Raw genomic sequence first — 25166 nt, 5'->3', positions numbered from 1 at the left:
GGGATCGGTCGTTCGTTGACGGCAGTTGAGACCGACGGCGCAGTTTCGCTCCTCGGGGTGGCGCCCTCATGACTCCACAGCTCATCCTCAGGAGGGAATTGGAGTGTCCTCTCGACGCTGACTGAGTCCCTCCCGGTTTACGACTGGTCGCCCGCGCTTGCGTTGTCGCATTTGGATCTTCGCCAACAGTCGCTGCGCAACCTGCTGACGGTCGGTTGAGTGGTGCATGCGGTCGTGGCACGTCCCGCAAAGTGCGGCAATCCAGTCCACCAGGTCGATATCAGCGTCGATGTGGTGCGCTTGGAAGTGGGGTCGCCCGTCCTCACGAACCCATCCCGCCGGCACCTCGCAGAGCTCACAGGCACCGCCGGACTCGATGGCGCGCTGGACGACATAGTCCGTCTTCAACGGATCGGACAGCCGCTTGTCGACGTGTGTCTTCGCTCCACGGCGCCGCTCTCCCGCAGCCGCTGCACCGCGCTGGATGGCGTCCCAGAGCTCCTGCTCGGTGGGAAGACGGGGTGGCGCCACAGGCGGAAGCCGCGGAGTCGAAACGGGTCGAGAGGCTCTCGGTGTTACCAGTGCAAAGCGAAACCGCAGGTCACGCCGTACGACGCCGTCGTCCCCGTGACTGGTGCCCCAGGTGTGCTCGGCAACGCGATAACCACCCATGTGGACCCACGCCGAGCCCTCACGCTTTGTCTTGACGAAGAGCATCACCGGCTCGGCGGAGTCTTCGTGTTCGATGAGCCGAAGGTTCCCTCCCGTCTCCGTCTGGTCCCCGCTACTGCCCTCACCGGAATACGTGAATTCCCGCGGCTCCTCGATCCAGCGGTTGGCGTAGAGCCGCTTGAACGGATTCCAGAAGATGCAGAGGTGCTCGCCGACAACGGTGATGCCGGAGTAGCGGTTGCCGTAGGGCAGGCCTGCTCGCCGCGCCGCCTCGTGAAGGTTATCGCGGTCGTAGATTCGGCCCACCTCGTAGCTGCCAGAGCCAGGGACGTCCTCGACGGTGACATCGCCAGGGACGTCGGTGGGTTCGGGCTGCGCCGCGGCGGAAGAGCTCGCGACTGGCGGGGACCCACTGATCGTCACGCCAGGCCGGGTCGCAAGGACAGCACCAAGAAAAGAGCCGCGATGTCCCAGCGTCGGCACGTCGATCGTCACGGCGCCGTCCCGACGCAGGAGGTCGAGTGCGCGCTGCAAATCCGAGACCGGCACAGGCTGGCCCTGCGGCGACCGCTCCGTGGCGACGATGACGACGGGCGGCTCCACCCTGAGGACCCGGTTCACCTGCCCGGTCACCGTCGTCAGCCGTCGCCCCACGAGCTGGGTAAGGACGGCGGCGGCCTCGCCATCAACCACTTGCTCCGGAGCTGGCGCCGAGAAGAGGGACGCCATAGCGGCTTGCAGCGCCGCGTGACCCGCCAGCGGCGCGGTCAGCTTCTCGATGGCGCGCTGACGGAAGGCCGAGTCCTCCCGCACGAGGCGGTGAACTTCGCGGGTCAGGCCGGCGACTGGGTCCTCGCGCCGCACGAAGTCCATACCCCCGCGGGTGACCGGACCGTCCGGCTCGGGCGACAGCTGCCACCAGGGAGACCTCCGGAGGGCAAACCACGGCAGCTCGGGGTCCGGCGCGCTCTCGCCCACCGCGAAGGGCGCAAGGAGAACTCGCAACTCGTCACCCGCGGAAGAGAACGACCGTAAGCGGTCACCACCCAGAACCGCTTCAGCGATGGCCCACAGGAGGACGAGCTGCTGGTACGGCGCTGGCCGGCCCAGCTGACGGTCGACCTTTAGGTCGTCGAGCGCCTGGAGGAGCGGGTGATCAGTCGCCGACGGCTGCGCGGGCGCGACGGCGTTCAGCTGGCCGTGGGACCGGTAGCCGTCCGAGAGCAGCACGGTCAGCCGCTCAGCGTGCTGGGCATCGAGGCGTGGGAAGCGCGGCAGCTGGATGGTGCCTATCCCGAGGGTGCGCTCGATCTCCGAGCCGGACATCGCCAGGGGTACCTCGGGCTCGCCGAGCACCTCAATGGGGATGAGCGCGATGTACCGCTCAGGGTCCGGCCACGGGACGTCGTCGACCCCGCCTGGACGGCGCGCGTCAGCAGTGACCCGGCACCGAGCGAGCCAGCCCCGCTGGGAACCCCAGATGAACAGCTCGTCGCCTTCGCGGACACCGAGCGCTGTCGGTGTGTTCGAGCCGAAGAGAGATGTGCGCTTGCAGATCTCCCAGTTGTCCCGCTGCTCGAAGGAGATCGAGCCGACCCAATGCGTCACTCATCCGCGCCGTCCGGTGTTCGCAGCGGGTGAGGGCATGTCCTGACGGAAGCCCGTTGGGCCGTGCTCGCGATGCCAACGCTTCTCCACGCCGACCCCTCCACTATGCGGAAGCTTCGGCGCTCACGAGGCGATGACACTCCGCACGGGCGAGTTCACGCCTTGGAGGGCGCCACGCTCCGGTGGTCTTCCGGTGGGAAGCGCTCCTCGTTCCCCCGGAGCTTCGACGCAGCGGCCTCGGCGAGGTCGACACCGACCACGTCCGCCAGGCGCAGCAGGTACAGCAGGACGTCGGACATCTCTTCCGCCAGCCGACCCTGCAGGGGCTGCGCGCGAACGACCTCCGCCTGTTCCTCGTGGGGCAGCCACTGCAGGAGCTCGGCCAACTCCCCCACCTCGCCGACCAGCGCGAGCGTCAGCGACTTGGGGTCGTGGAACCGCATCCAGTCGCGGGCCTCGGTGAAGTGGCGCATGCGGCCGGTGAGGTCCTCGATGTCTGACACGGGCCGAGTATCGCCACGAGCCCTGGCGTCGATGCCATCTACTGTCGAGATACGCGGCCCGACAGGCTTCCGCACTGCGGACACGCCTCCACCCGCACGAGTCGATTCGTGCTGCCCGGAGACTGTCCTTGCCCCTGTTGCGCACTTCCGCGCGAGGCCTCGCCGACCTGGCCCGAGAGGGTCGGATCGGCGCCGTTCTCGCCGAGCAGATGTCCTTCCAGATGAAGCGCCAGGCCTCGGCCGCCGAAATCCGCTCCTGGGATGCGAGCCTCCGTGTACTCGCCGACGACCTCCTGCAGGCCGGGTTGGGCCAGATCGACGTCCTGCTCGAGTACCAGCTCCCGTTGAGCAGCAAGCGGATCGACGTCGTCCTCGCCGGCCGGCATTCGCGCCGTGACGGCCCTTCCTACGTCCTCGTCGAGCTGAAGCAGTGGACCGAGGCTCAGGAATTCGAGGACGACGTCGAACTCGTCGTCCAGCCGTCGTACGGACCTCGGCCGATCCTGCACCCGGTCGCGCAGGTGCGGTCGTACGGCGAGTACCTGCTCGACTTCACCACCGTCCTGCACGGGACGACGGACGTCTTGGCCGGCGCGGCCTACCTCCACAACGCGACGTCGGCCAAGGTCGGCGGGCTCTACAACTACCCGCAGGACGAACTCGGCCGGCTCTTCACCGGGCAAAACCGCGGTGAGTGGCTCGACTTCCTGCGCAGCCGGCTCGCGCCCATCGACGGGAGCGTCTACGCGGACCGGTTGCTGCACTCCGCCATCGCGCCCAGCAAGCAATTGATGGCCGTCGCCGCGGAGGAGGTCCGCCGCAGAGAGCAGTTCGTCCTGCTCGACGAGCAGCGCGTCGCCTTCGACCTGGTGATGCACGAGGTGGAGAAGGCTCGCGCCGGCGACCACAAGAGCGTCGTCATCGTCTCGGGTGGCCCAGGGAGCGGGAAGAGCGTCATTGCACTGTCGCTGCTCGGGGAGCTGAACCGGCGAGGGCGGTCGGCGATCCACGCCACGGGATCCCGCTCCTTCACCCAGACGCTGCGCAAGGTGGCGGGCAGCGGCTCCCGTCAGGTCCAGTCCCTGTTCAAGTACTTCAACAGCTTCATGGACGCCGACAAGAACGGCTTCGACGTCCTCATCGCCGATGAGGCGCACCGGCTGCGCGAGACCTCGGCGAACCGGTGGACGCGAGCCGATCAGCGGACCAGCAAGGCGCAGGTCGATGAGTTGATCGACGCGGCGCGCGTGCCGGTGTTCCTGCTCGACCAGAACCAGGTCGTGCGGCCGGGCGAGCTCGGGACGGTCGAGGACATCGAGAAGGCCGCCCGGGAGCGAGGCCTCGCCGTCCACCATGTCGACCTGAGCGCCCAGTACCGCTGTGGCGGCTCGGAGGCCTACATCGACTGGGTAGAGCGGCTACTTGGCCTCAAGCCTGGCGGCCCGGTGCCGTGGGACGGCGACCCGAACTTCGAGGTACGGGTGGTGGAGTCACCGTCCGCCATGGAGTCCGCCCTGCAGGCCAAGCTCGACGAGCACTACGGCGCTCGGATGGCGGCAGGCTACTGCTGGCCGTGGAGCGATCCCCGCAAGGACGGCTCCCTGGTACCCGACGTGCAGATCGGTGACTGGGCACGGCCTTGGAACCTCAAGGGAGATCGGTCGGTCGGCGGCGCTCCCCCATCCGCGCTGTGGGCCAGCGAGCCGGCCGGCTTCGGTCAGGTCGGCTGCGTCTACACCGCACAGGGTTTCGAGTACGACTGGAACGGCGTGCTCATCGGACCGGACGTCGTGTGGCGCACCGACCGATGGGTGACCGTTCGGTCTGCCAACCGGGATCCGGACTTCCGGAACACCAAGCGCGTCAGCGACCAGGAGTTCGACGCGTTGGTGAGGAACGTCTACAAGGTCCTTCTCAGCCGCGGAATGCGTGGGACTCTGCTCTTCTCCACGGATGCCGAGACTCAGGCTCTCCTCCGGTCGCTTGTTGACGCCTTTGGCTCAGGACCCGTGTAAAGGTCGGACTGCAGTCAGGTGAGGGGCTGGAACAGAGGGACCCCAGCGGTCCTGAGCCAGCTACCAACTGACCTCTGTCACGTCGTCTCGGTCGCCTAAAGGCGATCCACTACCGCTCACGGGGATCTGGTCATGACTGAACGCGATTGGGAGTACACGCCCATCTCGGCCCACCACTTCGGTGATCAGGGCCCGTGGACATGGGAGGTTCCAACCCTCTGGCGCGGCCTCGCCGATCCGGACGGCCCATGGGCCCCTCCCCCGCCGCCCTGGCGCGGTGAGGACGACCTCGCCACGCGCATCGCGTTCTGGGCACCCTTGCTAACGCTGACCTACGGCGTCCTGGGATGGCCTCGGCCAGAGGTCGGTGTACAGAGGTGGGTCGAAGCGGGATGCCCCGACGAGGATGCAGCCCTGAACCTGCTGAACCGTTGGTGGGGGCGTGACGTGCTCGGCTTGACCGCCTGGGCGCAGAGATCGCAACAAATCGAGCACTACAGCCACGCCATCGCTTCGGCGACTGCGACCACGCTGGGACCGACCACACCCATGCCTCGGGTCGAGTCCGAGGAACGGTGGCACCTCGCCGCGGACGGCGGCGGGGATCCGTTGCACCTCGGCCACGTCCTCGACCACCTCCTCGGCGGTCCGGAGTTCGGAGGCCTCCCGCCGCTGACCGGCCGCATCATCCACGACCCGCCCACGGCGCCCCAACGAGAGGCGAGTCTCCTCCTGGACCGATACGCGGGCTGGTACGGCACTCTGGCCCGTCTAGGTGCTCACCTCCCCGACCGACCGGACGGCCGGTCCTGGCAGGTGCACGTGACGGTCGCGCCCTTAGGACACCTGGGCACCTACCGGCGGTCTCGAGTGACGGGTCGCTGGTTCGCCGGTCGGCACAAGTGGCACATGCTGGGGTGGACGGGGTGACAGCAGGTCCTGTCGCCCCGAGCACACTGCGGACGCATCCCACGGGCGCCTCGTAGGCCTGATACCGCTGAACGACCAGCCGGCTCGTCAGCGTGACGGCATTCGGACGCGACACCGTCACTTCCGCTGATTGTCCTGGCGGTGCTGCGCCGCCTTCCCTGGCTACAGTTCCCAGACGTGGTCGGGGTCGTCGAGCGCCTTCCGCACCTGGGTCAGGTCGCCGATGTCGGCCAGCGGTGAGGACTTTGCCAGGTCGACGATGCCCTGCAGCGCCGCCGTGGCCGCCGTCCCGTCGCCTCGCGTCATCGCGTCGTCGAGGTGCTCGAAGAGCCCGTCGATGGTCCGCGAACGCTCCGCGAAGACGTGCTCGAAGTACTGCTTGAGGAAGGCGCCGGCTTCCTTGATACGGGTGACCTCGACCGTCGCGTACGCGTCGATGTTGGCGCGCTTGGTGCGCTCCTCCTCGCGCACCCGCAGGAACTCGAGCGTCCCGTCGACGACGTTGTTGAGGGCGCTCAGCGCGTCTACACCGGGCAGAGCGGACTTCGCCGCGGGCGGCAACACAGTGCCTTCCACCGGCTTCTTGGCGGCAGTCACTTCATCTCCTTGTACTTCAGCATCAGCCGGTTCATGTCTGCGTTCATCTGCCCGTCGTCACCGATCAGCGGCACCTTGCAGACGTCACGCACCGCGAACGTCAGCGAGAGCGCGCGCTGGAACTCGGCGGTGTGCTGCTTCGGGTCGAAGTCGAGCTGCTCGAGAATGGAGAGGGCCTCTTGCGCTCGCGTCACCAGCCCGGCAAGCACGTCGCTCACCTCAGTGATCCTGGTGTCGAGGGTGTCGAGAAATGATCGGAAGGCGGCTTGCTCCTCCACGGCCACGGCGACCTTCGCCTGGTACTTCTTGGCCTTTGTCACCGCCTTCTCACCCTGGACGTTCAGGGTGAGGCCACCGATGAGCATCGTCGGACCGAGGGTCACCACGCCGAGTGCGGTCGTGCCGAGGGCCACGCCTCCTCCGCCCGCAGCCAGTGGTCCACCACCCAGCCACGCCATTGTGGCGCTCTGCGCTGCGGCGCCGGAGAGGGAACTGATGGCCGTCCCGGTGCTCGCAGCGCCCAAGGCGGTCACCGCACCCGGGATGCCGGCGTAGGCACCCACTCCGGTCAGGGCGGCCATGCCGGCACCCTTGATCCAGTTGACGTCCGCGGTCAGCGCTCCTGTGAAAGCCTCGACGTCCCGCTGTTCCGCGTCGATGCCGTCGAGCAGCTGCGCAGCGCTCTGCTTGACCTGCTGGCGGTGGCGCTCGATGAACGAACCCATCCGCTTGATCACCAGCTGCCGGGCCTGCTCCTGCTGACGGCCGTACTGCTGGATGCGCTCGTTGATCTCGCCGACGCGGCCTTCAGTGCGCGACGTCGACTGGTCATAACGCTTGCGGGCAGCGTCCGCGATCGACTGTGCCTCCTTCATCTTCAGGCCGCCCATGACGCCGGTGACGATCCCACCGATTCCTGTGCTCGCGCCGAGGCCGATGAGGGCGAGAGGGATGAGGGGAAGGACCACCGCTTGAACCTCCGAGATGCAGCAGGACTTCGCAGGAAGGTAATAGCGGATCGCTCAGACTTTGTTTTGCCCACGCCGTTCGTGACAGATAGGGCGCAAGTGGTTCAAGCGATGGGGCGCCTGAGCACTGATGCAGCCCCAGCATGGTCGGCCGCGCGCTGGCCGAGCGTCGAGCTGGCGAGGTCTGGCGGCAGCAGGTCGGCGAACTTGAGCTGCTTGAGCGCGTCGTCCGACACGGACGGCTCGACACCGGTCAGGTCGTGGCCGAAGCGACTCCGTGCCTCTGCCACCGCGTCGCGGACCGCGCCGGCTGTCGCATCGCCGCGCAGCTTCACGTACCGGTTGTCGTAGCGCTCGAGCTCGTCCACCAGCCCCGGGGCCACAGCAGTCAGCGCGGCAGCCAGCACTCCGTTGGCACGGCCACCGCCCCAGGTCCACCAGCGCGCCAGCCCGCTGTCCTGGGGCAACACGAGGCTGCTGCCCTCCGACACCGTCGGTTGGACCTCCTCGCGGATCATCTTCAGACGCTCGATCGTCCGGCGGGTCAGCGAGACCCCGGGTAGATCAGCTCCCAGCGCCACCCGTCGCATCGCGTCAGTCAGGGCGAAGGACAGCGGCTGACCCATGCCCGACCACTTCGAGTTGCCGGGCAGATCGGTCGGCTCGACGAAGGCCCGCCGCCGCTTCCAGTCGATGAACGTGACCTTCCACGGCCGGCCGCCGAGGACGAGCACGCGCGGCCCCTGGACCTTCCGCGTCATCACCAGCGGGTCGACAGAGCCGACTTCCGTCCGGCCGTGCAGCACGGTGAACTCCGGGTCGGCGGTGAAGGCTGAGAGCAGGTCGAGGAAGTGCTTGTGCCCGTAACGCCGTTCTGCCTCCGGGCCCACGAAGAGCATCCCCGAGTCCTCATCGAGGTGCCCGGTCTTGAGCATCCAATCCGTGATCTGCGCTGTCTCGTCGGCCGAGGCCAGCTCGAGCCCGGCCAGGCTCTGGGTCCACGTCGACCGCCCGACCCGCCCCTTCTGCAGGCTGAGCGCCAGCAGCTGCTGCCCCATCAGGTGCCGTGGCAGCGGCGGTGGGGTGATCGGCTCGACGTAGCCCTCGCTCCACAGCTGCAACAGACCTGCCGCCTGGAGGAGCTGGTCGTCGTCGAGAGCGAGGAACAGCATGCTGCGTTTCGTCCCGGCCCGTCGGCCGGTGCGACCGAGCCGCTGCAGCAGCGAGGCGACGGTCCGCGGCGATCCCACCTGGAGCACCCGGTCCAGGTCACCGACGTCGATGCCCAGCTCCAGCGTGGACGTCGACACGATGACGCAGTCCCGCGCCTCGGCGAACGCCTTCTCGGCCTGCCGGCGCTCATCGACCGAGAGGGAGGAGTGCGAGACGAAGGTCGTTGTCCCCCGTGCTCGCAGCGCGACCGCGAGAGCCTCGACGGTCCGCCGGCTGTCGGCGAAGACGAGTCGCTTCTCGCCGCGGTGGAGAGCGGAGATGACCGTGGCGGCGTTGGGCACGCTCGCCACGTAGTCCAACTCCAGCTCCGGCGTCACCGCCGCAGAAACGGTCGGCGCCACGACGCTCGCCCGTCGCTTCGACCGCCCGGAGCCCTGCAACCAGCCCAGCAACGCGTCAGGGTTTCCCACCGTCGCGGAGAGACCGATCCGCTGAAGCGGGCGACCGGCAACTTCCGACAGCCGCTCGAGGACCGCAAGCAGGTGCCACCCACGGTCGTCCCCGGCAAACGCATGCACCTCGTCGGCGACGACGGCTCGCAGGTCGCCGAACATCTGCTCCGGGGTGACGCGAGTCGACACCAGCATCGACTCCAACGACTCGGGCGTCGTCAGCAGAATGTCCGGCCGGTCAACGGTGAGACGCCGCCGCACCGCGTCGGGCGTATCGCCGTGCCAGAGACCGACCCGACGGCCGAGCCAGGATGCATAGCCGGCCAGCCGCGGCTCGAGGTTGTTGAGTAGTGCCCGCAGCGGGCAGACGTAGAGAACGGTCAGGCCGCGCCAGTCCTCTTGCGCCATCCGCGAGAGAAGCGGGAAGGCCGCCGCTTCTGTCTTCCCCCCGGCCGTCGGCGCGAGCAGCAGCGCGTCGTCCCCGCGAAGGACCGGCTCGACGGCCGCCTCCTGCAACGGCCGCAGCGCGGGCCAGCCGAGCGAGTTGACGATGTGGTACTGGACTGCGGGGTCCAGTAGGTCTGCCGTCACAGATCCAAGCGCACGTCATCGGCCCGAGCCGCCGGTGCAACGGTCAGACTGGCGCTCTCCCGCTCAACATCAGTCAGCTCCATCGAATTGACCGTCAACGCGTAGTGCTGCCGAGGGTCGAAGTCGTCGAACTGGTCCACCCGATCCAGCACATCCCCCACGAGCTTCTTGAGAAACAGCCGGGGGGCGACGCCAACTCGACCACCGAGGGAGCCAGTGACGGCCCTCGCCAAGGTGGCGATGTAAGCGTCGTCCACCGCGCTCGCGATACGCCCGGGATCGCTCGCGCCGGAGCCAAACACGTCACGGACCTTCGCCCCCAGCTCTAGAAGCCGAGCGTCGTTGAAGCCCGGCAGCCGCAGCTGGACGGCACGAGGGTTGTCGAACCTCGCGTCGGTCGAGAAGTCGGTTGCTAGCCGCTGCGCCAACGGAGGCAGACGCTGCACGCCCTGCGGCCCGTCGAAGAACGCCGGAGTACCGGTTATGACCAGGTAGAGACCGGGGAACCGGCCGCCGGATACCTCGTCGATCAACTGACGCAGGGCGTTGAGTGCTCGTTCGCGAACATCGCCACGAACTCGCTGCAGCGTCTCCACTTCGTCGAGGACGAGGAGCAGACCCGGATGGCCGCTATCCCGGAGAACCGTCAGAAGACCCTGGAGAAACCCGAAGGCACCGAAGTGGTCGAGCTCCCCCTTCAGCCCGGCGGCGCGTTTTGCCGCGGCAGCGACATGCGGCTGACCACCGAGCCACGCAATCAGGGCATCTGCGGTCTCACGATCCCCTCGCTCTCGAGCCGCTCGGTACGCCCGAAGCGCAGGGGTGTACCCGGGCGCACTCCGAGACACCTCGGCAAGCCGTGGCTCTAAGAGCAGGTCAACCTCGGCACCAAGGCGCGCCGTGTCCGACTCAGGTACGCGCTCATTGGCGAGCACGTCCTCTTCGAGCGCGTAGAGCCACGCATCGACGACGGCGCGCAGGGCGCTCGGGGGGTATTCGGAGGTCATCAGCCGTTCGGTGAGGCGCCGGTAGACCGTCTCGAGCTTGTGCAGCGGAGTCTCAGTTTCCGAAATCTGAACCTCAGAGGTCGCCATTCCTCGCCGCTTCGCCCGTTCAGCCAGCCAGCGGACGAAGAAGGTCTTGCCGCTCCCATACTCACCACGCACTGCCTTCACCACCGCGCCTCCGGAGGCAACGGTGTCCAGTTCGTCGTCCACAGCTTGCTCGAAGCGGTTCAGTCCTACGGCCAAGACGTCAAGACCGGCGTCCGGCACAGCACCCCGCCGAAGTGCGTCGAGGACATCTCGCCGACGCTGCGGACTCAGCTGCATGGTCATGCGGTCAACCCAAACTGCGTTCGTAGCAGGCGCTCATCCAGCCGAACGACGTCTTCGTCGTACTGCAGGACCGGGTAGCCCTCGATGTTGATCAGCTTCACCATCGCGCTCAGGAACCCTGCCAAGCGACTCAACGGCAACTGCGCGGCCTGGGCCACCTGTGCCGATGCGGCGGTCCCTCCGTGATCGAGCAGCAGCTGAATCACCGCCTGCAATCTGGTGTCGTCGACGCGTGCACGTGGAGCGCGGCGCCGTTGTGTGGCAAGAATTTCGCTGCTCAGCAGTTCGTCCACGGTTCCAGACGCCGTCGGTGTCGGAGTGACCGGATCGAAGAGGCTTGGCTGCACCGGAGCCGGCCGAGGCGCTCGTATTGCAGGAACGGCGCTCGACACAACCGACGGCCCCAGCCACCACGACGGCTGCTGCGGCGGCGCGGTCTCCCAGCCCTCCAGCTCCACAGCCAGGCTCGGGGAGAAGAGAAGGAAAGGGATCACAACTTCCGCGGGTGTGGCGCCGCCGTGGTAGCCGGCGTGCTTCGCGGCATAACGAATGCCGTCGGTCGCCGCGGCCACGATCTGCCCCTCAGGGCGAACAACGCGCGGGCCGACAAGCAGCACCTCGTCCGCCGCGGGAGGCTCGTCTGCAGGCCTCCACCGAGCGGGAAGGCCGCTGGAAGGTCGAAGCTCCGTCCCACGCTCAACGACGTGTCCGTGGTCGCTCAGCAGAATCAGGAGCCGGCCAGCGTCACGTGCCGCCACCGCCAATGGGGCGAGATGGCGGACATCGTCAACTCCCCAACGCCTGCGGCCGGGGTCTCCCTTGTCGAGCTCCTCGTCGACGGCGTTGAGGACGACGCCGACCACGCGCGGGCCCGTCCGAGCCACCGCAGTTGCGAGATCCTCGGCGATGGCCCAGCCCTCGGCACCTTCGAGACCGGCCTTGTGAAACAGCGCGGGTGGCAGGCCGGATCCGCTAACAGCGGCGAGCCCCGGATGCACAGGGAAGGCTCGGCGCTCGTCGGGCGCGGCCCCGTCAGCGAGCTTGCCGGAGAACAGCGATGTCCTAGATATGTGCGTGACGGTGGGAAGGGCAGCAAGGACCGGCACTCGACCCTCACCCGGCCGGATGTGTTCAACCCAGCCACGTCGCTGCAAGTCCTCTGCCAGCTCAACCGCGACCGCCGCGCTCATCCCGTCCAACAGGACGAGCAGGACGGGCTGCTGCCGTGCGAGCGGGGCAACGACGCGGTCCAGGACCTGCTCGACCACGATCGAGGAACCCACATCACCCGCCGATGTAGCGGTAGCCAGGCGCCTCGCGAAGGCGAGGTCGTCCTGGTCACGCACCGCGCGGACGCGGTCCAGCAATCGTCCGTACGAGGCGGCAACGCGTGCGTCGGTCTCAGTGCCCCAGACAGAACCTCGAGCCCGATCGACCCAGCCTCGGTCGCTCAGGTAGACATGGGCCAGGTCGTTCAGGGTGTCCGGTCGCTGCGGCTCGGACAGGAGCCATCGCAGCAGGCGCACGCCCATGTCGGCAGCCCGCACTCTGCTGTCACCCGATGCTGCCAGCGCATGTTCATGGACCTGCGACAGAGCACTCTCGACCTCGCCGGCCTTGGACGCGTCGCGGAGCGCACGGTCCATAGCGGCAGCCAGAGTTTGCAGACGACCATCGAGGCCTCGGGGCAGCAGCGTGCTTGCCCCGGCCAGCGAAGCGGCGCCAAGGGTGCTGACCAGCACCTCCGCCCGGCTCAGAAGCGGCTGGTCCTGTCCCGTGAGCAGCAGTCGCTGGACGACACCCACACTGGCCGCCCCCCACCTGCTGGCCAGCTCCCGACTCAGAGGCTGGTCGCCGATGAAGCGCTCCAACCGCGTGCGCACGCCCACGGACTCCGCCTCGTCAGTCGCCGCCAGCTCCGCCAGAAGGCCTAGCGGGACGACGTCTGGCGTGTAGCCGGCATCCGAAGCGGCCGAAATCACGCGGACCATGGGGCCCGCACGCTCAACGAGCCACTGGGTCAATCCCGAGCGAACGTCGGCGGTCAGGCTCCGCCAGCGAGCAGCAGCGTCATCGCGCAACGTCCACTGAAGCAAGCCGCTCTCGTCAAGGTCCGCTGCCCCGAGGCCGAGCAGGGCGTCGGCGAGGTGCCCCATGGCGGTGTCTCGATCGAGATAGCCGCTCGGTACAGGCGGCCAGCCCACCGGAGGCTCCGCCTCCAAGAGCGCGGCGGCAGCCCACTCACCCAGTCGAGAGTCGTGTCGGCTGGCGCCAAACCGCGCTCGCACAGCAAGCCAGCGATCCAACGGCAGAACGCGCTCGCCGGCGAAATGCGCGAGCAAGCCCGACCCGAGGTCGGCCTCAGGCCGATCCGTAAGCACGGCCAGCAGCGCGGGCCGAGGATGCTCCACCAGCGCTTGACGGACAGCAAGGCTCGAGACACACGGCACCACGGTCACGGACCGACCATTGACGTCGAGCTCAGTCGGATAGTGCCACCGGGGCTGAGCGCTCAGTGCGACCACCCGAGCCTCGGGCCTCTTGTCCAGCGCCTCGGCCACCACAGCCCGCACGAGCGCCGGGGTAGCGATCGGAACGATCTCTTCGAGCGTGTCGGTCACGGGTCACCTGGAGGTTCTGTTGTTCATCGAAGAATGACTGTTTTGCCATGTCACCGCACGCCCCGACCAAAGCCATATGCCGTGCGCGACCCCTCCAAAGCGGATATCAGGCATCGCCCTCAACCACGCGCCAGGTGATCTCCAACAGCTCTTCCGCATGGGCGTCCATGTACTCGGCGAGCTGCCGAGCAACCGCTTCCCTGTCGCGACCTGTGACGCGGTGCACGACCGCCGTGGCAGAAGTCGCTCGGGGCGCCGGGGGCGGTGTCGGGGCAACCAGCAGTTCACTGGCCCGTCGAACTGCTTCCTTAAGGGCCGGCGCTAGCGCAGCCGCGTGCTCATCGTGGGCCGCGACTTCCCGGAGCCGCTGAAGAACTTGCTCAGCCGACTGCCGGCGGTCGTCGGTCAGGCCCTCCAGTCCTCGGAGCAGCGTCCAGTTCGTCGACTCAACAGCGGTCGCGACATCTGCTGCGGCGGTCAGCGACTTGGAGACGACCACCTCAGTCACGGGGAGATCCGTCCCCGCGAGCGCAGCGATGACCGTCAGGTCGTCGCCGTCCCGGACGGCATCCACAAGGTTCAGAGCGGCCTCGGCTGTGCGAAGCCGACCAGCCTCGAGCCCCTCACGCCCCAGCTCGTGGATATGGGTTCGAAGGGCTGCCACGAGCCGCGCCGCGTCCGGGCGACGCCTCGCCGCTTCCTCGCGGCTGACCCGCGCCACATGCGCAACGTTCGCAGCGCTACGAAGTGCCGCCACCACGGTTCCGAACAGTCCCCTTGAGCGCTCGCGCGCCTTCTGCCATTCGTCCTCGGCAGGGAGTGCCGGCTGCCGCAGCAGCAGGTCGTCCGAGACATCGAGACCCAGGGGGACTGCTGCACCACTGGCTCGATAGAGCGAGCGATCGGTCTGTGCTGCAAAGGACGCGATGAGCAGGTTCTGGACTTCTCGCGCTAGACCCATGGGCTGGGGCTCGTCGATCCACTCCCTCAGCCGGGGCACCGGGATCTCCTCGGTCACTTCCTCCTCGGCCGCCTTACGCAGGAAGTGCTGCTCCCAGTACCTGCCGAGAACGAACGGCGCCTCATGCATCTCGCCCAGCCGCAGAGGATTGGCGATGCGCGCCATCGTCCTTCGCTTCGCCGAATCGACGATGACGCGGCCATCGGGCTGCTCAACGGCGCGACACACCTCCTCGAAGACAACGGCGAGGTCGCGCTGGCGGACGGCGGTTCCCGTTCCGCCACTGTCAAGGTCTGGGTGGGCAGGAAACTGCGCTTTGAGCATCTGGTCGGCCAGGCTCTCGAATGCCTGGCTGAGCGTTCCTCCGACAGGCAGCTGCGGAGTGAATGAAGGATCCAGCGAGCGCAGGGTCTCAGCGCCTTCGAACACCTGCAGGTCCGCGGTCTCAGCCCGCGACGCGCCGTATGCAGCCAGCAGCACGGACTTCAGGCGCTCGGTCAACGACGCCGCGCGGTTGGCGAGGATGCTCTTCGCCGGCTGCCGATCCTGGGGCGGCAGGTGACTCGCATAGCTCTCGAAGCGCTCGCCGGCGAGAAGGTGCTCGAGGACGACGAGGGTTCCGACATCCTCCTGACGGCGAGCGCTCAGAAATGACGGCAACCAGACGACGGTGCGCCCGGTCAGCTGTCGCAATCGCAGGGCGTCGAGTCGCGCAAGGTCATCGTGCGGCCCATAGCCCTCGTCGTCGAAGGGAAAGTCGATGACGACTCGCCATCCGGCCCCTTCGGGCACGAGAGCGGCATCAGGCAGATCTCGAGGGTCTCGAACATTGCCGAAGGCCACCTCGACACTGCGTCGGCTGCCGCGCCACGTGAAGTCATGGGTCGTCGTGAAGGTCTCCTGCGGACCGATCCCCAGCGCCTCACTGACAAGACGGCGTACGAGGCGTCGGCGTTCACCAACGTTGTCGACGCCGCGCGCGCGCTGGAGGACGCGGTCCACGTCCACGGAGGAGAGCTCGAGACTGATGATCGGGTCAGCAGTGTCATCGCCGATCCGAATCTCTCCGACCTCGCCCGCCCAGGTGCGCAGCTTGGACAGCACGATGCGCTTCTCCTGGCCCTGGATCGGGGTCGCAAGAAGGCCGTGGTTCAAGGCCGCGAGCTTGCCGGCCGTCAGGTTGCGGAGGGCCTCGACCTCGGGGACGAGCCCAGACAACAGCAGCGTCTTGATGAGGCGGTCGTCCGTTCGGAACGACGCCTTTCTGGGTTGCTGCTCTGCCTCCTCCTCGGTGAGGCCGTGTTCCCTGAGCAGCATCGGGCGCAGTTTCTCGACATACAGCCGCTTCGCGTTCTCGAAGTGACCCCGCAGCTCGTCAGTGAAGGGCTCGTCGCCAGCAGCTACGACGTCCCACAGATCCCCGACGGGGACGACCTGTCCAAGCTCAAGCGTGCTCCGCTGGTCCACCAACAGCTGCAGCATGACCTTCAGCGCGGTGCGCTCCCGCTGCAGCGCCGAGGAGACGGCGACGAGAGTCGACACGAAGGCGGGGCTGAAGGGGTAGGTAGCCCGGAAGGCGTCCCGGTCTGCATCACTACCGAGCAAGACGTCCATTGTCTCGCGCCGCATGCGGGCCACGGTCTCGAACGCCTGGTCGATTTGCCGTTTGGCGGCGTCGTCCTTGGGCGCCAGGATGCGTCGCTGCGCGATGACCGGAAGGTTGCGGTCGTCCAGGTGGACTGTGTCGAACCGTCCCTGAGAGTGCGATAGCCCATCAGCGAAGGCCAGCTGCTCGGCCCCGGGCACGTGCGTACCGATCAACTCCCGCAGATCTCGCTGTCGGGCCATGAAGCTCACGACCGGGACAGCGCGGGGCTGACCGGCGGCCTCCACCAGCTTGACCACCTTGGACGATTCGTGGGCAACGAAGGAGTGGTCGGCCATATTGCTGGCGAGCCAGAGGATGAGCTCGTCGAGGAACAGGAGCAGGGCGTCGTAGCCAAGTTCTTTGGCGTGCGCGGCGATAGCCACGAGTCCCTCGTCCAGGCTGACGTAGGAGGCGGCGCCGCCACTGGCGGCTACGTCCCGGTACGCCGAGTAGTAGGACAGCACGAGATCCGAGAAAAGCCGATTCCGCTCGGCATCATTCGGCGGAGCGCTCAGCGCCGCATCGACCTGGGCAGTGGTCCAACCGCCGCCGTAACTGCCCCAGCTGCCGGCGCCCGCTGGCCCACCACCGAGCCCCTCGAGGAACTTGTCCTCGCCCATCTTCGTGCGGAGCGTTCGAGCGTCCTCGAAAATCTTGTCTGCCACGTAGACGGGCGGCAGCGCGGCGTCGGGGTGGACTTGCAGTACGTGCTTGACGTAACCGCCGAGGATCGCCGACTCGAGTGAGCTTGCGCCGATGAGGTGGTAGGGAACGAGCAAGAACCGGCGGCCAGCCAGCCATTGGTCATGCTTCGCCACGATCGCCGCGAGCTCGGGGATTGCGCGTGCGTGAGGATCATGCCGCAACAGCGCATGCAGCACTGCCATGAAGTGGCTCTTACCGGAGCCGAAGGACCCGTGCAGGTATGCCGCCTTAGACGTCCCATTCGACAGGGCTTGCCTGATGACGCCCAGCGCCTGGTCGAACGAGCCGGCGAGCTGAGGGGTGACGACGTACGACGACAGCGCTTGCTCGGGGTCTGCCACCCCCTCGGACAGGCGGAGAACGAAGTCCCCGCTCAGGACCTGATCGGGCAGATCCTTCAACAGTTCGCTGACGAGGGTCATCGTGTCTTCCTTGGTCGGCCTCGGCTGGGCGCTGGCGGACGCCACGCGGCGAGGTCATCACGGGTCAGTTCGCACTCTCGCAGGGTGTCCTCGAGAAACTCCGTATAGAACGCTCCGGGCGTGGTGCCGTAGGAAGGGTCCACAGCGGCATGCCACTGATGCACCCAAGGCTCCAGTTCGGCCAATCCAGCCAGCATCGGCACCAGACGCTCAGGGCTCCATCCATCGATCTCCCGGCGCTCGACGATGAGCGTCGCCAAGGCCTGCGCCTGCTGCAAATGGTCCCAGCCGGCCCAACCGACCATGACCGTCGGATCAGCGTCCCGACCGGCCGTCGGATAGGAAATGAATCTCTCCTGGGGAACGTCCAGCTTGCCTCGCAGCGCCCATGACTCCTTACGTGCGAAGTCCTTCTCCGAATACTTAGGTGGAGCCGGGATCGCACCGACCGCCTGCCCAGCGTCTTCGAGGCGCTGCAACGCCCAGGTTCTCTCCCACTCCTCTCGCACACGAAGGCCCGACTCGCTGTACCGAAATACAGCGAGGAAGGGCACCGCCTCCTCGACCACTAACTTGCTGAGCTCGGCAACCAAGTCGAGGTCGAGACGCCCCGTGTACCGGGCCATGACGGACAAGAACTCGGAATCCTCACGCAAGGAATCGGCTAGCTCACTAATACTGCGGATTACCGGCTGAGCCCCTGCGGCTGCGTCTGCCATCCACGTCCCGCGACCTTCCAGACGGTCCAGCAACCAGTCCCGCAGGGCTCGACGCTCATGCTGCTCCCAATCCTCAGCCTGCCAACGCCGCTTGCACTCCGGCCGCTCCACAAGGGCGAGGTCAGCGCTCTCCTCAATCAGCGCTATCCGGCGCTCGACGACTTGGCGATAGGCAGCGGGCCAATGAAGGGGCAATGTTGTAACCGGCGCGGATCCGTGCCGCGCGAACCACTCCGTAGACTGCTCACCAGCCGCCAGCCTGCGCGCCATGATGATTTCAAAGGCGCGCTCTCCCAGCACCAAAGCCGGTATACATCCGTCGGGCGCCGTCAAGTCCTCATCGATAACACCGTAGTGCAAGTAGCATTCCCAGTCCAGTTCCTCCTGTAGGGCGATACTCAACCCGCGTCGCCGTCGTGCATCGCCGTCCGAGGCGTTCGCGGGTAGACGCGGCACATATTCGTCGTTCTCGTCCTCAGGCACCGCCCCTCCGAGGATTTCACACAGACGCTGCGCCCGGACGGTTGGAAGCGCCTCCGGAATTCGTAGACGCTTTAGATTTGCAGCGTTAAATTCGTAACGTTCGTCCCATTCATTCTTAACCACTCGTGCGCCCTCAGCGCCCGCATTATCTCCACCCTTTGGATAGCAGACCTGCTTGAGCATAAAGGCGGCAATCGAACTGTTAAGTACGCCAACTGTGCCCACAACCTCGATGGGCAGAACGGCGGCAGGGAAGGTTACGACGAAGGCGCTCGGCTTCGTGGGCACCGCGCCTCTAGCGTAGAGAGCCTGATTATGGGAAGTGATCTTATGGAAGTAGGCTCTCTCAGGACGCGCGTCGGCGTCCCGGGGCAGCTGATGCCATGCATGGTAGGGGCGGTTAGCTTGAATGTAGGACTCGCCAGAGAAGGTTCTGCGATTCCCGAGCGTTGTTCTGAACGGCCAGAGAAACGGAAGGCCCTCGCCACTAGAGGGCAACGGCAGAAGTTCACCCGACGCGGAATAGGGCAGAAAGACGTCCTCATCCGCAGGAAGGAATGCCCAGTCCTTTATTTGATCGCCATTGTAGGCAGGCCTCCAGTATCGGTCTGGCAACCCCTTTCTCGCTAGGGTTCCGGCCCGAACGGACATGAAGTCCTCGGCGTGGGAATCGCCGAACATGCCGATTCTGAGAACTTTGTCTCCCACCCGCGATGGGTGTCGAGCTTCCAGTTCGTAGCGCAGCTTACCGCCAGCGCCCAGGCTCCAGGGGTGGATCGCGAGACGTTCCCGTGGGAGGTCCACAACCTCGATGAAGCGCGACCTCCAACCTGGACTGTCCAGCCGGTCGACGATCTGACGCCAGACGACACCTTGGTCCGCGGGCGTGGGTATGCCCGCCTCTCCAGTCAATCCCAGGACAACCCGAATATCGCTCTTCAACGGTCGCTGGCGACGGGCGAGGAGAATAAGAGTTGAAGTGTTATGCCCAGGAAGATATGCCTTACTTGTATCGATGACATGAGTTACGTCTACCCCAGCGAGGAAGTTGTGGACCAATGGAGCGCCGAACTCTCGCTTTGCGAAGGCGCTACCAACGATCATTCCTACGTGGCCGACCGGCGACGAAGGCTGGCACAGTTCGAGGAATCGAACAGTGAAGGGAACAACAAGAGCATAGTTGCCGACGCTCACTTTGTACCGCTTGCGATACGCGGCACGAAGTGCAGGATCCTTCACTTGAATGTAGGGCGGATTTCCGACCACAACATCGTATGCATGGTCCGGATCCAGGATTTCGCGAAGAAGATTCACATCCTCCGTCGCGTAGGCATGGTCCGATAGGCGGAGTGCTGCATCATCCATTCCAGGAATGATGCCCTCGCGCCGACCGTGCAGTAAGGAGTCCCCGACTGCCAAGTTCATTCGGAATGCCGGCGCGTCGCCCAATCGGCGCAGCCCCGATTCCTTCAGCGCTGCAACAGTCAGGCGAAATCTCGCGATCGCCACGGCAAAGGGATTGACATCCACGCCATAGACAGACCCTAGAGCACGCTGGACAAGAACTCTATCGTCAGTGCCGGGCTCCTGGTTGCGCCAGTGCGTCAGCAGACGGGCGAAGCCGCCTAATAGGAAGTGTCCTGATCCGCAGGTTGGATCGATCATGCGCAGTTTGTGGACCCCGCGCTCGGCGATCGCCGGCTCCAGCGTCCGGTCAAGCAGAAACTCCTCAACAAACTCCGGGGTCTGCAATAGCGCGTACGTCTTCCTGGCGAGCTCCGACAGGTCCTGATAAAGGTCCCCCAGGAAGCGAGTTTCCCAGGACTGATCTCGGAAGTCGTGCACTAGCGCACCCGTGTCAGCGTCACGCCGCCGCCAGAACTCGAGCAGAGTAGATGCCGCATCCGCCGAAATCGGCATCTGCCATAATGGATTGTATCGCTCATCAAACAGCGGCGCGGATGCAGGATACGCCGACAATGCCCGGAATGCGGAGAGGAGCCAATCGCGGTCGTTATGCGTGGGGTGCTGCTGAAAGTAGTGCATCTGCGCATCGGCAGCCATCCGGCCTTGCTCCCCCGGCCCGGCAAGATGGATGTCGGCGACCAGGTGGTTGTCCTCGGCAAACCGGACGAAAACGCACGCCAGCAGCCACGCCACAGCAGCCTGGGTCACCCGCTCGTCCCGCCACGCCCCGAACGATGCGGCCGTACGCTCCACCGCCAGAGCCTGTGCGTGCTCCGTCTCCAAGGTCTCGCGAAGCAAGGTGTCTTCCTCGAGACGAAGCCGCAAATCAGCCTCCAGGAGGCGCAGCTGACTCTGGAGGTCCTTCAACAACACCGGCGCATCGATCACGCGTTGCTACCTTCGATCTTTGAAGTTGCGCTACCACGGTGCGCATTGCTCACCCAGGAGTCCGGAAGCCGTAGCCATTGATTCGAAGTCATCACTGGAACGGGTTCACGGTCGAGCATCGGAAGGCCCCCCGAGCGGTCCTCGGGCACCGCCAACCACAGGGTGCGTAGGCCAGAGCCGCTGCGTCCGACGTCGTTGATGAGGTCGGTCAGGACATGTCCCGCGCCATAGCGGGCGAGCACTGCGGCCTCACTGAGGATCAGTGCCTCGCCTGCTCCGCGTAGCCGTGTGCGAAGACCGGGGACGGCGTCGGCGACAAGGCGAGAGAGATTGGTCGCGTCACGGCTCCCTGGCTCTGCGGCGTCCGCCGCGACGACGAGCTCCCACGGCACACCGGCTCTTTGCGCAATCGTCCTCATCTCTTCGATGAGTTGTGCCGTTACATCGATCTCGGTCATCGCGAAACGACGAGCGAGTTCGTCGACGGCCCTGGGGAGCAGGCGTGGCCGCACGACGAGGGCTAGAAATCCCCCTGCCTTCACGCTTCGGGTGAGCCGAGACTCCGCCCGGACGGCCGCCCTGACCTCTGGCGAGGCCGGGATCGAGGCAGTGGACGTGGCCGTCAGCACCCGACTCGGCAACCTCGTCGTAGCGGAGATGAACCCCTCTCGTCCTCCGAGGCGATAGAGCTCCTCAACGGGATCCCAACTGAGAGGGAGGCCGGACTCCTCGATGAGGGCATCGAGTCGCGGTCGCTGCGGGAGGGACGGTGCCACCGGAAACCTCGCAGCGACCCGCCCGCGGAGCTCCTTCTCAGAGAGCGCATCCACGCCAGCGCCCGTCAAAGCCCCCTGGGCCAAGCGAAGCGCCCGGATGGGGTCGAGATCCCGGGGATAGAGCTCCAGCCGCGGCGAGGCGGCGGCCATGGTCGAGGCGGAGGCGGCGAGGCGCACCAGCCGGTCCGGGTCAACGACGTCATAGCCCTCCGGCGGCGGCTCCTCCACCAGCCGCGCCCTCACGCGCGCAGGGCCTGGCAGAGGATCGGTGCCGGCAAGTTCTTCGGCGAGCACGGCCAAGCGGCGCGCCCAACCGACGAGCGCCTCCGCCGGTGGCATCGTCGGGTCGTCGTCAGTCGGTTCCAACGCGACGAGAGGCACTCGGCCACGAGCTCGGCCAAGCCACAGGCGGGAACCAGCGGGGTCAGCAAGTTCTGTCTCCACCGCGAGACGCGCCAAGGCAACCGCTTCCGGACGTCGCAATTCAGCGGGAGCAGCGCTTCCTCGGACGGCGAGCAACCCCTCGCCAAGTTCCGCGGGGGTCGCGACCCGACCCGCGTCGGCGAGCAGCCTCACGACGTCCTCACGCACGTCGCTGACCAGAGACGATGACAGCCAGCCGCTGCGTGCGCTCTCCGTCTCGCGCGACACCTGTTCCGGCGGCACCCGTACCGCTTCCGAGATTTCGCGCTCGCTAGGCCACGTACTCGTTCCCAGCGCGCCCGGCCGGTGAAGCCCCAGGTAGGCGGTGACCACCGGATTCACGGCGACGCCACCGCCCGGCAAGAGCGAGGCAAGTACTGCGTCCACGCTGCGCTGTGGCTCGACGGCGTCCGACACGGCGTTCCCGGGCGATGGCGACGGCGCGCCGATGGACGTACGCGCCAGCCTGAGTCGCCACTCCCTGATCCGGGAGCGGACCTCGCGACGGGTCGCGTCGCCGACGCCTCGCATGCGCGTCAGCTCGTACGACGGCACCGCGAGCGCCTCGCCCACGGTCGAGACACCGAATCGCTCCAGAGCAGCGACGCCTCGAGCGGAGATTCCGGCCTGTGCCAAGGGTGTGGTGATCGTCGCGCGAGCCGCGGCCTCGTCGCGGGCGTCCTCCTCCGCAGACTCCTCGCCCGCTGCCTCCCCCAGGGCAGCAAAGATCCTTCTCCAAGACGCGAGCATCGCCTCTGCCGTCGGGAAGCGCTGTGCCGCATCCCGCCGGAGAGCAGTTCTGAAAAAGTCCGTGAGTTCTTCGGCGACCGCCGAGTCCATGAGCTCCGGCTCAAGCGTGACCTCGTCGTCCAAGAGTGCAGGAGCGGTCTCGCCGTCTCCCCACGCCGGCAAGGTGCCCGTCGCCATCTCGTACAGAGTCACGGCAGCGGCATATCGCTCGGCGGCGGGGTCCCAGTGCGGTCGCGAGCGGGAGCCAAGGAAGGGATCCAGGTACACGCTTGTCCCGGCGCGGACTGCTTCGATCGGTGCCTTTGCCAGGGAGAAGTCGAACAAGACCAGGTGCGGTTGCCGATCTCGTCTGCGAGGACGGGCGCCGAGGTTGTCCGGCTTGATGTCTCGATGCGCGACACCCTCGCCGTCGATGTGATCGACAACCTGCAGCAAGTCTGTTCCGAAGCGTTCGAGGAGGTCGAGGTGAAGCCTGCCGTCCTCGCGCAGCTGTTGTGCAAGGGTCCGGTCGCCGGCTCGCTCCAGCAGGAGGCCGAACCGACCGCTCACGCTGACTTCTCCGAGCAGCCGGACGACGCCCGCGTGGTGGACCCGGTTCAGCACCTCGGCCTCGTCTACGAGGCGCTGTTCCTTGTCGGCGTCCAAGGCGACCTTGAGGACGGCCGGCTCAGCGAGCTCCCCTCCCTCGACGAGCAAGGCCAGCGCCGTGGAGCCGCTGCCCAATCGCTGCACCACGGTCAGACCACCGTCGAGTCGGTCGCCCTTGTGGGCGTCGAGAGGATCGACGGTGTCGTCCTCGGGCGCGGTCAGCTCCTCCTCGACAGCGTCGAGCTCCTCCAGGAAGAGCTCAGCACTGTCCAATCGGCTATCGACCTCCGGTGCGGTGCACATGGCCACGAGCTCTGCAAGCCGGCTGCTGACGCCGTCTACTGCCCCGTCGAGCCGCAGTCCTCCTTCGCCGCGGAGGACCTCGGAGAGCTCCACCGCGCTCGATGCCGGCGCACGACCGGCGAACAGGTGGAAGGTGACCGCCCCGAGTGCGAAGAGGTCCAGAGGCACTCCTCGGGCGTCTGGTGAGACCAACGCCTCCGGTGCGAGGTACGACTCCACCGCACGGTCGGTGAGTCGATCGAGGTGCGAGGTTCCCTGCACGCGGCTCGTCGTGGTGGCAGTCGTCGTCCCCGCGTGACCGCCCGTCTGCCAGTCGAGCACCTTGAGTCGAGGAACGGCGGCGTCCGGGTCGATGACGAGGATGCTGCGTGGGCTGAGCGCACGGTGGACCAGGTGACGGCTGTGGGCGTATCGGAGCGTCTCTGCGAGCTGCCGGACCATCGCGAGGCGCGCGTCCACGGTGAGCCGGTCGAGCGAGTCGCGGAGGTAGTGGTCGAGCCGGACACTGCTTGGTTCGTGCGAGAAGATGAGAGCAGGACCCAGGTCGTGTTCGACGTATGCCTGCACCTGAACGATGCCCGGATGCTGCATCCCGGACAGCAACCGGAACTCACGCTCCGCCGCCCGAACGACAGTCCGCCGGTGTTCCTGGCTCGCCGCCTTCTCCACCAGGTAGATGCGAACGCGAGCCTTAACCCCGTGCAGGTCGACGTGCTTAGCGGCGAAGTCCTGCCACCCCGGCCCCTCGTCGAGAGGCGGCATGGTGATCTCATACTGGCCGATCGTGAACAGGCGCCGCGACTGGCGGATGCCCAGGTCGTTGACGAGCCCGACCAGGGCCTTGCTGGTCATCGCGTCCAAGCCTCGACGCTGGTCGTCAGCGGGAGCAGTCAGCAGCTCTCGACCGATTCGAGGAAGAGCACCAGGACGCGGGATCGGCAGGTCGCTGTCCGGGGCGTAGACGTGGGCCCGACCGGCCGGGTCTAGCTGGACATCGATGCCCGGCCCGTGGAGCAGGACGACGGCTTGAACGAACGGAACCCTGGCCCGGCGAGGACGAGCAGCCCGCTCCAGCATCGACTTGAGCTTCTTGGCCTTGCGATTTGCGAGCAACAGTGGGTTGTCGTCCGTCCGCGTCCGCTCACCGCGCCACGTCCATGTGCCTGCGTCGCCCGTCAGCCGACCAGGCCGGCTTTTGATCTCGACGAGGTAGAGACCCCGTGGGCAGGCGACCAGCAGGTCCACCTCGTTGACCGTGCCGTCGTCGGCGACGAACTCGAAGTTCGCCCAGGCGCGGTATGGCTCAGCGTCGGGGAGCAGTGCTTTGACATGCTCGAGCGCCTCGCGCTCCCAGGCGAAGGCTGACGGTGTGACCTGAGTCCAGCGAGGACTGTCACTCCTCAAGTCGCAGCCCCGCAACTCGCCCCGGCGCCGGTCTTACTCGCGGTACCCATGCTTACGGAACCCCCTCCGACCGGAGACTACATACGTCCCGCGACTGGCCTGGTGTGCCAGGACCGAGCCTGGCCCATTGGGGTCAGCGTTGCTGAAGTGACGGAGCCGCTC

The 25166-nt window shown here is 66.7% G+C and carries 11 protein-coding genes; 1 reads left to right on the top strand and 10 read right to left on the bottom strand.

Features of this window, described 5'->3' with window-relative positions:
• Positions 1-87 precede the first annotated feature (87 nt).
• Together ACI789_RS02535 and ACI789_RS02530 are read right to left on the bottom strand one after the other, a co-directional pair.
• Positions 88-2280: a hypothetical protein gene (locus ACI789_RS02535; RefSeq protein WP_457006574.1), complete on the bottom strand. Its 2193-nt coding sequence runs from the start codon at positions 2278-2280 to the stop codon at positions 88-90.
• 155 nt (positions 2281-2435) lie between these two features.
• Entirely contained in the window at positions 2436-2783 is a 348-nt protein-coding gene (locus ACI789_RS02530; protein WP_457006573.1) for a nucleotide pyrophosphohydrolase, read from the bottom strand.
• 128 nt (positions 2784-2911) lie between these two features.
• Between ACI789_RS02530 and ACI789_RS02525 the strand changes: the two genes are divergently transcribed.
• On the top strand, positions 2912-4798 hold the full coding sequence (locus tag ACI789_RS02525; RefSeq protein WP_457006572.1) for a DNA/RNA helicase domain-containing protein: 1887 nt from the start codon (positions 2912-2914) through the stop codon (positions 4796-4798).
• Positions 4799-5890: 1092 nt separating this feature from the next.
• Here the strand turns inward: ACI789_RS02525 and ACI789_RS02520 are convergent.
• The 8 genes from ACI789_RS02520 to pglW form a co-directional block, all read right to left on the bottom strand.
• A complete protein-coding gene (locus ACI789_RS02520) occupies positions 5891-6325 on the bottom strand; it encodes a hypothetical protein (protein ID WP_457006571.1) in 435 nt (144 codons plus the stop codon).
• Entirely contained in the window at positions 6322-7293 is a 972-nt protein-coding gene (locus ACI789_RS02515) for a hypothetical protein (protein ID WP_457006570.1), read from the bottom strand. Before ACI789_RS02515 ends, ACI789_RS02520 begins: the two co-directional genes overlap by 4 nt.
• A gap of 104 nt (positions 7294-7397) precedes the next feature.
• Positions 7398-9509: a DEAD/DEAH box helicase gene (locus ACI789_RS02510; RefSeq protein ID WP_457006569.1), complete on the bottom strand. Its 2112-nt coding sequence runs from the start codon at positions 9507-9509 to the stop codon at positions 7398-7400.
• Positions 9506-10846 carry a BREX system ATP-binding protein BrxD gene (brxD, locus tag ACI789_RS02505; RefSeq protein ID WP_457006568.1) on the bottom strand — a complete coding sequence of 447 codons (1341 nt, stop codon included), beginning with the start codon at positions 10844-10846 and terminating at the stop codon, positions 9506-9508. The genes ACI789_RS02510 and brxD overlap by 4 nt, the downstream gene beginning before the upstream one ends.
• Entirely contained in the window at positions 10843-13467 is a 2625-nt protein-coding gene (pglZ, locus tag ACI789_RS02500) for a BREX-2 system phosphatase PglZ (RefSeq protein WP_457006567.1), read from the bottom strand. The genes brxD and pglZ overlap by 4 nt, the downstream gene beginning before the upstream one ends.
• 106 nt (positions 13468-13573) lie before the next feature.
• Positions 13574-17203: a DUF6079 family protein gene (locus ACI789_RS02495; RefSeq protein WP_457006566.1), complete on the bottom strand. Its 3630-nt coding sequence runs from the start codon at positions 17201-17203 to the stop codon at positions 13574-13576.
• Positions 17200-20760, bottom strand: a complete 3561-nt coding sequence (gene pglX / locus ACI789_RS02490; protein WP_457006565.1) for a BREX-2 system adenine-specific DNA-methyltransferase PglX — start codon at positions 20758-20760, stop codon at positions 17200-17202. Before pglX ends, ACI789_RS02495 begins: the two co-directional genes overlap by 4 nt.
• Positions 20757-25004, bottom strand: a complete 4248-nt coding sequence (pglW, locus tag ACI789_RS02485; protein ID WP_457006564.1) for a BREX system serine/threonine kinase PglW — start codon at positions 25002-25004, stop codon at positions 20757-20759. The genes pglX and pglW overlap by 4 nt, the downstream gene beginning before the upstream one ends.
• Between the last annotated feature and the right edge of the window lie 162 nt (positions 25005-25166).

This window comes from Geodermatophilus sp. SYSU D00965 (assembly GCF_054050075.1).
The sequence above is the reverse complement of the archived record's forward strand: the minus strand, read 5'-3'. Positions and strand labels throughout refer to the sequence as shown.

Bases quoted from the DNA above. Each gene is read 5' to 3' on its own strand.
- brxD (WP_457006568.1), bottom strand. From the start codon at position 10,846: ATGACCATGCAGCTGAGTCCGCAGCGTCGGCGAGATGTCCTCGACGCA.
- ACI789_RS02495 (WP_457006566.1), bottom strand. From the start codon at position 17,203: ATGACCCTCGTCAGCGAACTGTTGAAGGATCTGCCCGATCAGGTCCTG.